Here is a 14,569-nt window from a genome sequence, read left to right on the forward strand (position 1 = left end):
ACGCAAAGCTGACAGCGGGCGCCGGGCGTTCAGGCGATGATGCGCGTCCGCCTACATCCGACAGGAGTGATCCATGCTCAAGCTCTGTGGCTTTTCTGCCAGCAATTACTACAACAAGGTCAAGCTCGCCTTGCTGGAAAAGAGCATCCCATTCGAAGAATCCCTTTGCTGGGTTGGTGAAACCGACCTCGACAGCACACCGCTGGGCAAGGTGCCTTACCTGCAGCTGCCCCAGGGTTCACTGTGCGAATCGGCAGTCATCACCGAATACCTGGAAGATGCGTACCCCGCACATCCATTGCTGCCGTCAGACCCCTTCGCACGTGCCAAGGTGCGCGAGGTCAACACCTTCCTCGAACTGCATCTTGAACTGGAAGCCCGCAAGCTATACCCCCAGGCCTTCTTCGGCGGGCAGGTCAGCGAGGGCGTCAAACAAAAGGTGGCCGAGCAGCTGGAGAAAAACGTCGCGGCCTTTGCCAGACTGGCTCGCTTCTCCCCTTACATCGCGGGGGAGCAGTTCACCCTGGCAGACTGCGCGGCCATCGTTCACCTGCCGCTGGTGGCCAGCGCCACCAAAATCGTCCTCGGGCGGGACTTCCTGGCAGACCTGCCGGTGCGCGACTACCTCAAACGCATGGGTGAAAGACCGAACGTGCAGACCATCAACGCCGACCGCAAGGCCAACACCGAACTGCTGATGCAGCGTTACAGGCGCTGAGCCGCAACGCCGCACTCAGGCCGCTGGCTTGGCCGGCGGCTCCCAGCGGAAGAACATCGGGTAGACACGCTCGACCACGGGGCTGTTGAAGTCCCAGGTCAGGCATTTGCCCAGGTGAGCCGGCGGCCGGTCCTGCGACGGCACGGCAAACGCCACCTCGGCCATGGTCTGGAAAGCCGCCGTGGCCATGTTGTAGAGCAGCTCGCGCAAATGGGTGCAGCCCTGTATGCCGCCCAGGTTGCGCTCGATGGCCTGGCGCCATCCGCCACCCATGCGGCACCCGATCATGCGCCGCATCGGCTCGGCCGCCTGGGGGCAAGGGGCGTGCGGGGTGCTGTCCATCGACACCTGGATGTCCTGCACCACCATCTGGTTGTCAAGCGTGACCCGGATGCACATGTGGTGCACGGCCTCGCCTGGCGCCCACTCGCCCTCGCCTTTGATCTCAAAGGCGTGAGGTTTGCTGTCATGCAGCTCGCCCTCGATGTCCCACAGGCCGTCCTCGCGCAAAAAACCACGGTACTCCACACGGCGGGTGTGCATGTGTTTGCGGGAAGCAGGCGTGGGCAGTGGCAATTCAGGACCTCGGCAATACGGTTGGCGCTCGGGTAAACCCTGTATTTTTGCAAAACTTGGCCACCCCTGCTGTCACCAGGGCTGCAGGCGGGGTGAATCCATGCCGATCTGACACATATACTCCGTACGGTTCACCAAGCATTCCCCCAACGCCACCATGCAGAACGTGCTGTCCCTCGCCTCGCCGGTCGTCAGTGAACGCGGACGCCAACAAGCCAACACTTGGGTGGTGGCCATGCTGCTGCTGAGCATTCCGCTGTGGACGGGCACGCTGGCGCTGGACCTTCCCGCGTCCTACTTTCTGCCGCTTCACACCACCCTGGAATTCGGCTCCATCGTCGTGGCGCTGCTGGGGTTCGGCATCGCCTGGCACGCCCGCGCGGCGGACCGCCCCGGCAACATCGTCCTGCTCGGAGCCGTCCTGCTGGGCACCGGCCTCATCGACTATGTCCACACGCTGTCCTACGACGGCATGCCCCACATGGTCACGACCGCCAGCCCGCAGAAGGCCATCAACTTCTGGCTTGCCGCACGCGCACTGGCCGCTGTGGGCCTGCTGCTGGTCGCCCTGCGCCCCTGGCATCCCTTGCGCAGCGCACAGGCACGGTACGGCATCCTGGCAGGCGTTCTCGGCTACGTTGCCGTGGTCTGCTGGGTCGGGCTCTTCCGGCCGGAATGGATTCCCGATTTCTTCATCCCTGGGCAGGGCCTCACGCCGCTGAAAATCGCCATCGAATACACCCTGGTCGCCACCTATGGCATGGCGGCCCTGCTGTTCTACCGGCAATCCGGCCAGAGTGTTTCCTACAGCACGGTCGATCTGTACGCCGCCGCAGCCATCGCCGCCATGTCGGAGCTGTACTTCACCAAGTACGGCCGCGTCACTGATCTCGTCAACGCCACGGGGCATCTCTACAAAATCGTCAGCTACTACTTCATCTACCGGGCGGTTTTTGTCGACAGCGTGCGATCCCCCTTCGCCGCCCTGCAAGTCGCGCTGGGGCGGGAAAAGATCCGTGCCGCCGAACAGCAAGCCTTTGTGCGCACTCTGGACCTGCTGGAAGAAGCCGTGCTGGAGCTGGATGCGCAAGGCCGCATCCTCAACGCCAACAATGGCTGGTGGCGGCTCATGGGCCTGCCCGCCAACGCCTCGTCCAACCTGGTGGGCTACATGCACGAGGAAGACCGCGACGGCTTCGCCCGCCACCTCCAGGACCTCACCTCTGGCCACAAAGACGAGTTCAAGGGACGGTTCAGGCTGCAGGTGGGTACACGCCCCGCCCAATGGATCGAATGCCGATTCGTGGTGGAGCGCAACGAGGAGGGCCAGAACTGCGGAATCCGGGGTGTTCTTCGAGACATCACCAAGAGCTACCTGCAGGAACGGCACATCACCCACATGGCCCTGCACGACGCGCTCACCGGCCTGCCCAACCGCGTCCTGCTGGAAGACCGTCTGAAACAGGCCATCCAGCACGCCAGCCGCAACGGGCAGCACGTGGGCGTGTGCTTCATCGACCTGGACCACTTCAAGAACATCAACGACGCCTACGGCCACAAGACCGGTGACGCCTATCTGCTGGCGCTGGCCCAGGTCCTCAAGGCCTGTCTGCGCGAAGTGGACACGCTGGCACGCTGGGGCGGCGACGAGTTCGTGGTGTTGCTACCCGGCCTGAGCTCGGTGGATGACGCACGCAACGTGGCGCGCAAGATGATCGATGCCATGCGTCAGACAATCACGCTGGACGAGCTCGCCATCAACGCCACGTTCAGCATGGGCATCGCCATCTACCCCGAGGACGACACCCATGGTGACGTGGACCACCTGCTGGCCCAGGCCGACCGCGCCATGTTCTACGCCAAATCCCAGGGCCGCAACAACTTCCAGCTGTTTTCCGACATGTCCAGCAAGGGCCTGGGCAAGAAAGAGCTCTACATCCAGAACCGGCTGGCCCAGGCGGTACGTGAAAACCGCATCACGGTATGGTTCCAGCCTTTGGTATCCGCCCGCCGTGACGCACAAGGGCGCCAGCGGCTGGTGGGCATGGAGGCCCTGGCTCGCTGGCACGACCCCGACCTCGGATGGATCTCGCCCGGCAGCTTCATCCCCATGGCCGAAAACCTGGGGCTCATCGGCGAGCTGGGCCAGAGCGTGCAGCGCCAGGCCTTTGCGCAGTTCCGGCAGTGGCGCCAGACGCACCCCGACCTCATGCTGTCCATCAACATCTCGAAGCGGCAACTCTTCGCCTCGGACTTTGTTGACGCCATGATGCGGGACCTGACCGAGCATGGTCTCCACCCGGACGCGCTGGTGCTGGAAATCACCGAATCCGTCGCCTTGATGGACGTGGAATTCGCCGAGGAACGGCTGCGACAACTGGCACAGGCGGGCTTCACCCTCGCCCTCGACGATTTCGGTACCGGCTACGCTTCCCTGTCCCAGCTGCACGAGTTGCCCATCGGCGAACTCAAGATCGACATCTCTTTCGTGCGGCGCGTGCACACCCCAGAGGGGCTGCGGCTGGTGCAAGGCATTGTCAGCCTGGCCAAGGCGCTCCGGCTGCGCACCGTGGCAGAAGGCGTGGAAGACGAAGACACAGCCACGCTGCTGAGCGAGCTGGGCGTGGACGTTCTGCAGGGCTACCATTTTGGCCGCCCTTGTCCGGCAGACGAGATCATTGACCTCCCCATCTTCCGCAACCTGCCCTGACCCCGGCAATTACCCCTGATCTGGTCACAACTGTTTTTCCCACATACCCGCAGTGGTATGTAAAAATCTGTGACAATTGCCACCGTATCCAGGCACACTCGAACGAAAGTCGAGGCCGCAAAGCCTCCGGTCTAACGCTCTCGGCCGAGAGCCATGACAGCGGGGCTGCCACCGATTGACCGGCGGGGTCCACCTGCCATCACCGTCCTTCGATGTCGCAAAGGCACGGCGCTTCTCAAGCGCACCGTGCTTTTTTTGCTGCCCCGCTGTTCGTCCGGGTGATTTCTCACCGCTAGAGGGCCCGCTGCCCTACCCGGACCATGCAAAACCTCAAGATTTCCACCAGGCTCCAGCTCGGCTTTGGGGCCGTCATATCGCTTTTCCTGTTGCTGGCAGGCGTCAGCGCCTGGCGCGTCGAGCAGGTGTCACAGGCATCGGAGCGCATGGCGCTGTCAGCGGAGCTGCTGCAACTGGCGGGCCAGTGGCAAGGCGACGTCCGGCAGAACTCCGCCCGGTCGCTCGCCGTGGGCTACTCCGAAGGTGGCGCCATGCTCGAGTTCTTCACGGAATCCATGGCGGCCACATCGCGCGGCACCACCGAGACCCAGAAGACCTTCCTGGCCAAGGTACAGGACGCCGATTCGCGGCGCCGCGCCGAGAATGTCGGCGAAGTCCGCAAGACCTGGCTGGCCACCCGCGACCGAGTCAACGAGCTGAAGGCCGCTGGCGACGGGGAAGGCGCCCGTGCCCTGGTGCAAAGCCAGTTCGTTCCGGTCACCGATGCCTACGTCCGCGCAACCCAGGAACTGGTGGAAGGCGAGGTGGCGCAAGTCCGGGCGGCTCACGCTGAGGTGGGAAACATGTTCCGCCAGCTGTATGTGATTGGCGCCGCGCTGGCCTTGGTGACCATTGGCATTGCGGTGTTCGTCAGCTGGCGCTTGTCCAAAGGCATCTCCCGGGGCGTGGATACGGCTCGGCAAGCCGCCGAGCGCATTGGCAACGGAGACCTGAGCCAGAGCGTCAAGGTCTCCGGCCAAGATGAAATTGGCCAGCTGCTGCAATCGCTGTCCGCCATGCAGAGCAGTCTTGCACAAGTGGTCACACGGGTGCGCCATGGGTCAGACAGCGTTGCCAGTGCCAGCACCCAGATCGCGCAGGGCAACCAGGACCTGTCGCAGCGCACCGAATCGCAGGCCAGCGCGCTGGAGCAGACCGCTGCCTCCATGGAGGAGCTGGGCTCCACCGTGCGCCAGAACGCCGACAACGCACGCCAGGCCAACCAGCTCGCCCAAAGCGCCTCCAGCGTCGCCGTCCAGGGCGGCGAGGTCGTCTCCCAGGTCGTGCAGACCATGCGCGAGATCAACGACAGCTCGCGCAAGATCGCCGACATCATCAGCGTCATCGACGGCATCGCCTTCCAGACCAACATCCTGGCGCTCAATGCCGCCGTGGAAGCCGCGCGTGCAGGCGAACAGGGCCGCGGCTTTGCCGTGGTCGCGGGTGAGGTGCGCAGCCTGGCACAGCGCAGTGCCGAGGCGGCCAAGGAGATCAAGGCGCTCATCACCGACAGCGTCGGCCGTGTCGAACAGGGCAGCGAGCTGGTGGACCGCGCGGGTGCCACCATGCAGGAGGTGGTCGCCAGCATCCGCCGCGTCACCGACATCATGGGCGAGATCAGTGCGGCCAGCACCGAGCAGAGCGAGGGGGTGGCCCAGATTGGCGAGGCGGTGCAGAGCATGGACCAGGCCACCCAGCAGAACGCCGCGCTGGTCGAGGAGATGGCCGCCGCCGCCACCAGCCTCAACTCCCAGGCTCAGGACCTCGTTCAGGCGGTGTCCATCTTCCGTCTGCAAGCCAGCAGTGCACCATTGGCGCTGAGGCACGTCAGAAGCTGAACCACCCCATCACGCCGTTGACACAGTCGCAGCCTGGCGGCCGATAGTGCCAATGGCGTTGTGGGTATCCCCGCACAGGCGCACCAACCTGGGCCAGAATTTGGCGGCTCGATGGGCATGATTTTCTCGCGGGCATCGCAACGCCTCGCCAGCGCGTGAGCATGTTCATCGACATTGAGCGGCTGGCCCAGGCACCGCACTTGCCAGCCTTTCAAACCAACCATAAGTGTCTGAAGGGGTTGAAAGATGGAACGTTTCATGCGCATGAAAGTGGGCACCCAGCTGATCGGAGGTTTCCTCATCATTTCGGCGGTAGGCGCCATCATCGGACTGCAAGGCATATTCAATGCCGCCCGGATCAACGACATGGGCAACGTGATGTACGAACGCGAACTCACGGGCCTGCGCCACGCGGCCGAGGCGAACGTGCAGCTCATGGCTGCCACCCGCTCCATCAGCAGCGCCATCCTGGCGTCTGATCCTGAGGAACGTGCCCAGCGTCTCAGCGCCATGGACCAGCGGCTGCAAAAGATCTACGCCGAGCTGGCGCGCGCAGAAACCACCTTCCAGACCCCGCAGGGCAAGGCGCTCATCGCGGACACGATCAAGGCTGTTCAGGCCTACGAAGCAGGCCTGAAGGAAACCGCCGCCAAGGTGCAGGCCGAAGACCTGATGGACAACCGCGCCTCGGCCGAGCACTTGCTCAAGACCGTCCGTCCCGTGGCGGACAAGGCCGACGAACTCATGACGCAGATGGTCGAGCGCAAGAGCAGCAATGCCCAGCGGCTGAGTGAGGAAACCGACGCCATCTACGCCAACATCCGCGTTCTGCTGATGGCCCTGACAGCAGGTGGCGTGCTGGTAGGCATCGCCATCGGGGTGCTGCTGACCCGCCGCCTCACTCGCCAGCTCGGCGGTGAGCCGGCGGATGTGGCCCAGGTAGCCAGCGCCATCGCCGCGGGTGACCTCACCTCGCACATCGACACCTCCCGGGCCCGGCAGGGCAGCGTGGTCCACGCCATGAGCCAGATGCAGGACTCGCTGCGTCAGGTGGTGGGTACGGTGCGCAGCAGCAGCGACAGCATTGCCACAGGCGCCGGCCAGATTGCCACGGGCAACGCAGACCTCTCCCAGCGCACCGAGGAGCAAGCCAGCAATCTGGAAGAGACCGCAGCCTCGATGGAAGAGCTGTCAAGCACGGTCCGCACCAACTCCGACACCGCGCAGCAAGCGGCGCAACTGGCCCAATCTGCCAGCGGCGTGGCAGTCAAGGGTGGCGAAGTGGTGGATCAGGTCGTCAGCATGATGGAGCAGATCAACGAGTCGTCCAGAAAGATCGCCGACATCATCGGCGTCATCGACGGCATCGCCTTCCAGACCAACATCCTGGCCCTCAACGCCGCCGTGGAAGCAGCGCGCGCGGGCGAGCAGGGCCGTGGCTTTGCCGTGGTGGCCTCCGAAGTGCGCAGCCTGGCCAGCCGCAGCGCCGAAGCCGCCAAGGAGATCAAGGCGCTCATCACCGACAGCGTTCAACAAGTCGAGACAGGCACTCAGCTCGTCGACGCGGCAGGCAGCACCATGGAAGAGATCGTCACCCAGGTCAAGCGCGTGGCCGATCTGATCGCCGAAATCAACGCGGCTTCGCAAGAACAGACGTCGGGCATCGACCAGATCAACAACGCGGTGATGCAGCTTGACCAGGTGACCCAGCAAAACGCGGCATTGGTCGAACAATCGGCCGCAGCGGCCGACAGCCTCAACCAGCAGGCCCGTCAACTGGTGCACGCCGTGGCGGTTTTCAAGCTGCAGGCGGGCCAGCAGAGGGAACCCATGCAGGCCCAGCAAAAACCCGCTGCCAAACCCGCCCCCAAGGCGTTGAAGGCCCCGGCCGCAACCAAGTCTCCGGCAATCCCACACAGGCCAGCAGCGCCCCTTGCCGCCGCATACGCCGGCCAGCAGGCAAAGGACGACTGGGAACAGTTCTGAATCAACCCAACCGCGTCAGACCGCGTCAGTTCACGCGGAACACAGCAACCGCCTGAACGAGGTCCTGAGCCTGGGAGTTGAGGCTGGTGGCGGCGGCGGCCATCTCCTCGACCAGCGCGGCGTTCTGCTGTGTGGCCTGGTCCATGCTCTGCACCGCCTCGCCAATCTGGGCCACCCCCTCGCTCTGCTCGGTGCTGGCCGCACTGATCTCGCCCATGATGTCGGTGACGCGGCGGATGCTGGCGACCACCTCCTGCATGGTGGCACCCGCACGGTCCACCAGCTCGCTGCCCTGTTCGACACGGCCGACGCTGTCGGTGATGAGCGCCTTGATCTCCTTGGCCGCCTCGGCACTGCGCTGTGCCAGGCTGCGCACCTCACCCGCGACCACGGCAAAGCCGCGGCCCTGCTCGCCTGCACGCGCGGCTTCCACGGCGGCATTGAGCGCCAGGATGTTGGTCTGGAAGGCGATGCCGTCGATGACGCTGATGATGTCGGCGATCTTGCGCGAGCTGTCGTTGATCTCGCGCATGGTCTGCACGACCTGGGAGACGACCTCGCCGCCCTGGACGGCGACGCTGGAGGCGCTTTGGGCGAGCTGGTTGGCCTGGCGGGCGTTGTCGGCGTTCTGGCGCACGGTGGAGCCCAGCTCCTCCATGGAGGCAGCCGTCTGCTCCAGCGCGCTGGCCTGCGATTCGGTGCGCTGCGACAGGTCCTGGTTGCCCTGCGCGATTTCCGCCGACGCGGTCGCGACTGCCTCCGAGCCGTGCCGAACCCGTGCGACGATCTGCCCCATGTTGTCCCGCATGGCCTTGATGCCATGCATGATGCTGGAATCGTCCCCAGCCCTCAGGCTGATGCCAATGGACAGGTCTCCCTGAGCCATGCGGTGCGTGATTGCGTTCGCCTCTGCAGGCTCACCACCCAGCTGGCGCAGGATGCTGCGCGCGATCAGCAGACCCACGCCGAGCAACACACCACCCAGCACCAGTGCACCAAGACCCGACAACACCAAGCGCTGCCATATCACGGCGTCCACATTGTCAACGTACACGCCAGAACCGATCACCCACCCCCAAGGTGCAAACCCCTGGACGTAGGACACCTTCTGGACCGGTTGCTCGCTACCGGGCTTGGGCCACATGTAGTTCACGTAACCAGCGCCCCCGGCTTTCACCGTGTTCACAAATTCAACGAACAAGAACTTGCCCGTCGGATCCTTGTTCTGGCTCAGGTCTTTGCCCTCCAGTTCAGGACGCACGGGGTGCATCACCATGCGGGGCTGCATGTCGTTGATCCAGAAATACTCCGAACCGCTGTAGCGCAGACCCCTCAAGGCGTCCATCGCACGCTGCTTGGCCTCATCCTCGGACATCTGCCCTTTGCCGGCCTGAGCATGGAAATGAACCACGATGCCGTGGGCCGTCTCGACCGTCTGGCGCACCCCCAGCTGCCGCTCCTCCATGATCATGGAACGCTCGGAGACAAGGAAAAACGCAACGAGCACCAGCAACCCCAGCAAGGCGCAGGCGATCAGCAAGGTCAACCGGCGGGCTATGGTGATGGAATCAAGACGGAACATGCGCAACTCCTTCGATGGGGGCGTCATTCTGCTTCATCTCGGGACGGTTTCTGTACGCGCACCGCTGCGCAATTGGGCGTGAGCAACACGGGCACTCGGCAAGAAACCAGCCCTACGGCACCCAGTGAACGGCACCAAACTCCGTCTCTGAACACCAGCAGACCGTATCCATTTGGCGCATCATGCTACCGCCACCAGGTTTGGGCAAGCCCCCTGAGCCAGCCAGAGCTGTGAACCGCAGGGCTTCAAATACGGTGCGAAATGTCTTCCCGCAAAGCCTCCGCCCAGGCCCGACGCTCCCGTCCTTCGGCAAACTGCCGTTCCCCGAAGTCCAGCCGCGTCACCAGGTCACTGGTGCACAAGGTTCGCCAGATGGATGCGATGAGCGTGGTATCGCCGGCATAGGTTGGCGCATCGTGCGGGCTGCCGTCGGCGGCATGAAAATACCGCAGCGCCACGGGCAAAACGGGAGCTTGGGTGGCGATCGCAGCCTGCAGCAGATTGGCATGGAAAGGCAGGACTGAACGTCCATCGCCCGTGGTTCCTTCGGGGAACACCGCCAGCACGTCGCCGGCACGCAGGCTTTCCGCCAGATGGTGGACCACACGCACCGCATCCCTGCGTTTCTCCCGCTCAATGAACAGCGTGCCCGCCTCTTCAACCAGGCGCCCCAGCAGTGGCCACGACTTCACGTCCGCCTTGGAAACAAAACGGCAGGGCCGTGCCGCGTTGATCACCAGGATGTCCAGCCACGACACATGGTTGCAGACCACCAGCACAGGGCCAGCCACCGGGGGATGTCCAGCCACCTCCAGCCGAACGCCCAGCAACGCCAGGGCCCGTGCAGACCACTGCTGCACCCGCTCCTGGCGCTCTTCGTCGGTCAGTCCGGCAAAGTCCCGGCGCAAGGTCCTCAGACCAGACAGCAGGTGACCTGCCAGCCGCAACATGCGCCAGGCGGCATTCAAGCGGCGCACGGCCAAGCTCCCGCTGCCAGGCTGAACCCCTTGGACCGCTTCTGAACGCACTCAGGCACGCCGCTCGGTAGCGGCATCGAACGCCACCTGCCCAGCCACCAGGGTCTGCCTGACCACCACAGGCAGTTCATGACCTTCGAAGGGCGTGAGCGCCCCCTGGCTGCGCAGCTGCTCGCCGCTCACCCTCCAGTGAGCGCCGGGGTCGATCACGCAGAGGTCGGCCACGCCGCCCTCTACCACCCTTCCCACACTGGCCTGCAGGGTGCCCAGGCTGTGCCCGAGCACCTTGGCCGGACCGTAGGTCAGCGCCTGCAGCACCCTCATCAAAGGCACACCATCCTGCCCGGCCCATTTCCACGCCAGGCCCAGCAGCAGCTCAACGGCAGTCGCCCCCGGTTCCGCCTCGGCAAACGGCAGCGTCTTGGCATCCGCGTCCACAGGGTTGTGGTCGGAAACCAGCGCGTCCACGGTGCCGTCGGCCAGACCTGCACGCAGCGCATCCCGGTCACGCTGCTGGCGCACGGGCGGCTGCAGGCGCAAACGGCTGTCGTAGTAACCGATGTCGGTGTCCGTGAGGTGAAGGTTGTGAACACTCACATCGCAAGTCACGGGCAAGCCCTCGGCCTTGGCCTGGCGCACCAGTTCCAGCCCTGCGGCGCTGCTGATGCGGCACAGGTGCAGGCGCACAGACGTGCCACCGGAGCGGCACACGCCACGCAGCAACTCGAAAACCGTGTGCAGGGCGATCACCTCCGCCGCCACGGGAACGCCGCTCAAACCCATCCTTGTGGCCAGCGGCCCACTGGCCACCACGCCCTTGCCCAGCCAGAAATCCTGCGGGCGCAGCCAGACGCCATAGCCAAACGTCGCCGCGTATTGCAAGGCACGCTGCAACACCTGGGTGTTGACGATAGGCACCTCGGCCTGGCCAAACGCCACACAGCCAGACTCGGTGAGCTCCACCATCTCGGTCAGCACTTCGCCCTTGAGGCCACGCGTCAGCGCCCCCAGAGGGAACACACGCGCCTGGTGCAGCTTCTCGGCACGGAACTTCAGCATCTCCACCAGGCCGGGCTCGTCCAGAACCGGGTCGGTGTCCGGCGGGCACACCAGGCTGGTCACACCGCCAGCAACAGCTGCGGCCATTTCACTTTCCAGCATGCCGGCATGCTCCTGGCCCGGCTCCCTCAAGCGCATCGACAAATCGACCAAACCGGGCGCAACGATGCAGCCCGACGCGTCAATGGTGCGGTTGGGCGTGAAATCTGCCGGCACCTTGCCCACACCAATGATGCGCCCTGCAGCAATCGCCACGTCCGCCACGGTGTCCGTCTGGCTGGCCGGATCGATCAGGCGCCCGCCTCGAATCAGAATCTTCATGCTTCGTTCCCCGCGACAATCCCCATCACCGCCATGCGAACCGCAATGCCGAAGGTCACCTGCGGCAGCACCACGCTTTGCTGGCCATCTACCACGCTGGAATCGATCTCGACTCCCCGGTTCACCGGCCCCGGGTGCATCACGATCGCATCCGGCTTGGCCCAACGCATCCGCTCCGGGGTCACCCCAAAGCTCTTGAAATACTCCTGGCTGGACGGCAACAAGGCGCCGCTCATGCGCTCGTTCTGCAGGCGCAGGGTGATCACGACGTCACAGTCCTTGATCCCCTCCTCCAGCGTGTGACAAACCCTCACCCCCATCTGCGACAACTCGCTCGGCACCAAAGTGCGGGGCCCCACGACCCTCACGTCCGGGCAGCCCAGCGTGGTCAGTGCATGGATGTCCGAACGCGCGACGCGCGAGTGCAACACGTCGCCCACGATGGCGACCGACAGGTTGGTGAAATCCTTCTTGTAATGCCGGATGGTGTACATATCCAGCAGCCCCTGAGTGGGGTGCGCGTGCCGCCCGTCCCCGGCGTTCACCACATGAACGTGGGGCGCCACGTGTTGGGCGATCAGGTACGGTGCGCCGGATTCGCTGTGCCGCACAACAAAAATGTCGGCAGCCATCGCGCTCAGGTTGGCAATGGTGTCAAGCAGCGATTCCCCCTTTGCGGTGGAACTGCGTGCGATATCCAGGTTGATCACGTCCGCCGACAGCCGGGTGGCAGCGATCTCGAACGTGGTGCGGGTGCGCGTGCTGTTCTCGAAGAACAGGTTGAACACGCTCTTGCCTCGCAGCAGCGGCACTTTCTTCACCTCGCGGTCACTGACGCTCACGAAGTTCGCTGCGGTGTCCAGTATCTGGGTCAGGATGGCGCGCGGCAGGCCTTCCGTGGAAAGCAGGTGAATCAGCTCTCCGTTCTTGTTGAGTTGCGGGTTTTTCATCGGTGTCAGGCCTGTTGCTGTTTGTCTTTCACGTCTTCCACCACGAAGCTGAAGGTGCCGTCCTCGCCTTGGGCCAACTCGAAGGATTGACCCGCAGGCAAAGGCAGACGCACTGCCGCGAAATCCGCCGCCATCGGCAGCTCGCGTCCGCCGCGGTCCACCAGCACCGCCAGCTTGACGCTCGCGGGCCGGCCATAGTCGAACAACTCGTTGACCACGGCTCGCAGTGTCCGGCCGGTGTAGAGCACATCGTCAATCAGCAGCACATGCGTGCCATTCACGTCAAAAGGCAAGCGTGTCTGCTGCAGCGAGGCACTCAGCCCCCGTTGCGCAAAATCGTCCCGGTGCATGACGGAGGAGATCACCCCAGCCTCTCCGGGCAAATCCAGCTCACGCTGAAGCCTGGCCGCCAACCAGGCACCACCCGACGTGACACCGACCAGACGCACCGGCTTACCTTCACTGGCGATCAGGCTTCTCACCCCCCGCTTCAGTTCAGCGTACAAGGCCTCGGCATTCAACTGCAATTGACTCAAGGCAGACTCCTCAAAAACTGTTCCAGAATGATGCACGCAGACGCTGCATCCGCATCCTTGGCGCCCATGGCCAACGCCTCGGTCGTGCTGTAGCGCTCATCCACTTCGTAGACGTCCAGGCCGTAGCGTCCGCGGAGCTGCCGCGCAAACTTCAATGCTCGCGCCGTATTCTCATGAGGAGCGCCATCGGGGTGCGTGGGAATGCCAACCACCAGCGCATCTGGCTGCCACTCCTTGATGCGCTTGGCGATTTCGGCAAAACGGCTGTCGCCCTCCGCGCGGATTGTCGCCTGCGGCGTGGCTGTGCGAGTCAGGCGATTGCCACTCGCTACACCCGTGCGCTTCAAACCAAAATCAAAGGCCAGAAAAGACTGGTGAGATGAAGATACAGGTTGTGCCAAGGCGCTCATGCGTGCCCCGACCCCGGTGCCAGCATCCAAGACTGCACACCAAGCAAGGCCATCGCCTTTTCGTACCGCTGCTCGACCGGCGTGTCGAAGATGATGCGGGGGTCGGCAGCAACCGTCAGCCAGCTGTTCTCGGTGATCTCCGACTCCAGCTGCCCCTCTCCCCAAGACGAATACCCCAAGGTGACCAGCACCCTGCGAGGGCCCGCACCGGAAGACATCGCCTCCAGCACATCGCGGGACGTGGTCATCTCCAGTCCGCCGCCGATCTTCATGGTTGAAGCGTAGACCGACGGCTTTCCCTCCGGTTTTTCGCGTTCGTCAGCAGTCTCCTCATCCTCATCGCTTGAGGACATCGCCGCCTGGATCGCCCTAGCCACAGCCGGTGGCGTCTCGTCTGCGCCGACTCTCTCTGCGTCGCCCATCGCGTCATGGAGAACGAACCCTCGTTCCGGCTGCAGAGGGCCACCCCGCAGCACAGGAACCCCAGCCAACTCCGTACGCCGCAAGGGAAGATCCACCTTCTCGAAAAGGTCGCTCAAGTCAATCCCGCTGGGTTTGTTGATGATCAAACCCAAGGCACCACGCTCGCTGTGCTCGCACATGAACACCACGCTCTTGCCGAACAGTTCATCGCTCAGGCCTGGCATGGCAATCAGGAAGTGATTGGTGAAATTGGTCGGTGCTGTATCGGCAGGCATGGCGGCAATTTTAAGCGCCCCACCAGGCTCGCGCACCAAGCTGGGCAGGACGCCCTGCTTTGATCGACTGATGGCTGTGGGTGCCACCAAAAGCAAAACCCCGATCCGAGTATGTTGAGTACTTGGGGATCGGGGTTTTGGGGATAAGAGC

General features: G+C 63.9%; 12 protein-coding genes and 1 riboswitch. Of the genes, 4 read left to right on the forward strand and 8 right to left on the reverse strand.

Features of this window, described 5'->3' with window-relative positions; genetic code table 11:
- Window positions 1-73: 73 nt before the first annotated feature.
- Window positions 74-718, forward strand: a complete 645-nt coding sequence (locus ACYVHH_RS17080) for a glutathione S-transferase (protein WP_460566426.1) — start codon at window positions 74-76, stop codon at window positions 716-718.
- 15 nt (window positions 719-733) lie between these two features.
- Here the strand turns inward: ACYVHH_RS17080 and ACYVHH_RS17085 are convergent, their stop codons facing one another.
- Window positions 734-1,261, reverse strand: coding sequence for a DUF2889 domain-containing protein (locus ACYVHH_RS17085; RefSeq protein WP_460566428.1), 528 nt, complete (start codon window positions 1,259-1,261; stop codon window positions 734-736).
- Between the two features lie 190 nt (window positions 1,262-1,451).
- On the opposite strand from ACYVHH_RS17085, the gene ACYVHH_RS17090 reads away from it, so the two are divergent.
- From ACYVHH_RS17090 to ACYVHH_RS17100, 3 genes are all read left to right on the forward strand, one after another.
- A complete protein-coding gene (locus tag ACYVHH_RS17090; protein WP_460566430.1) occupies window positions 1,452-4,004 on the forward strand; it encodes a bifunctional diguanylate cyclase/phosphodiesterase in 2,553 nt (850 codons plus the stop codon).
- An 81-nt stretch (window positions 4,005-4,085) separates the two neighbouring features.
- Window positions 4,086-4,177: riboswitch (cyclic di-GMP riboswitch) on the forward strand.
- 147 nt (window positions 4,178-4,324) lie between these two features.
- The gene (locus tag ACYVHH_RS17095) at window positions 4,325-5,899 is read left to right on the forward strand and encodes a methyl-accepting chemotaxis protein (RefSeq protein ID WP_460566432.1); all 1,575 of its coding nucleotides are present in this window, start codon (window positions 4,325-4,327) and stop codon (window positions 5,897-5,899) included.
- A 258-nt stretch (window positions 5,900-6,157) separates the two neighbouring features.
- Window positions 6,158-7,885: a methyl-accepting chemotaxis protein gene (locus ACYVHH_RS17100; protein ID WP_460566434.1), complete on the forward strand. Its 1,728-nt coding sequence runs from the start codon at window positions 6,158-6,160 to the stop codon at window positions 7,883-7,885.
- 25 nt (window positions 7,886-7,910) lie between these two features.
- Here ACYVHH_RS17100 and ACYVHH_RS17105 read toward each other — a convergent pair whose 3' ends face one another.
- The 7 genes from ACYVHH_RS17105 to ACYVHH_RS17135 form a co-directional block, all read right to left on the reverse strand.
- Window positions 7,911-9,467 (reverse strand): methyl-accepting chemotaxis protein, encoded by a 1,557-nt coding sequence (locus ACYVHH_RS17105; protein ID WP_460566436.1) that lies wholly within the window; start codon window positions 9,465-9,467, stop codon window positions 7,911-7,913.
- 245 nt (window positions 9,468-9,712) lie between these two features.
- Entirely contained in the window at window positions 9,713-10,417 is a 705-nt protein-coding gene (locus tag ACYVHH_RS17110) for a lysophospholipid acyltransferase family protein (protein ID WP_460566452.1), read from the reverse strand.
- Window positions 10,418-10,495: 78 nt separating this feature from the next.
- Complete coding sequence (locus ACYVHH_RS17115) at window positions 10,496-11,824, reverse strand: dihydroorotase (RefSeq protein ID WP_460566438.1); 1,329 nt, start codon at window positions 11,822-11,824, stop codon at window positions 10,496-10,498.
- On the reverse strand, window positions 11,821-12,774 hold the full coding sequence (locus ACYVHH_RS17120; RefSeq protein ID WP_460566440.1) for an aspartate carbamoyltransferase catalytic subunit: 954 nt from the start codon (window positions 12,772-12,774) through the stop codon (window positions 11,821-11,823). Before ACYVHH_RS17120 ends, ACYVHH_RS17115 begins: the two co-directional genes overlap by 4 nt.
- A gap of 5 nt (window positions 12,775-12,779) precedes the next feature.
- Window positions 12,780-13,310 (reverse strand): bifunctional pyr operon transcriptional regulator/uracil phosphoribosyltransferase PyrR, encoded by a 531-nt coding sequence (pyrR, locus tag ACYVHH_RS17125; RefSeq protein ID WP_460566442.1) that lies wholly within the window; start codon window positions 13,308-13,310, stop codon window positions 12,780-12,782.
- Window positions 13,307-13,720, reverse strand: a complete 414-nt coding sequence (ruvX, locus tag ACYVHH_RS17130) for a Holliday junction resolvase RuvX (protein WP_460566444.1) — start codon at window positions 13,718-13,720, stop codon at window positions 13,307-13,309. Before ruvX ends, pyrR begins: the two co-directional genes overlap by 4 nt.
- Entirely contained in the window at window positions 13,717-14,418 is a 702-nt protein-coding gene (locus ACYVHH_RS17135) for a YqgE/AlgH family protein (RefSeq protein WP_460566454.1), read from the reverse strand. The genes ruvX and ACYVHH_RS17135 overlap by 4 nt, the downstream gene beginning before the upstream one ends.
- Window positions 14,419-14,569: the final 151 nt, after the last annotated feature.

It is taken from the genome of Hydrogenophaga aquatica (assembly GCF_054780915.1).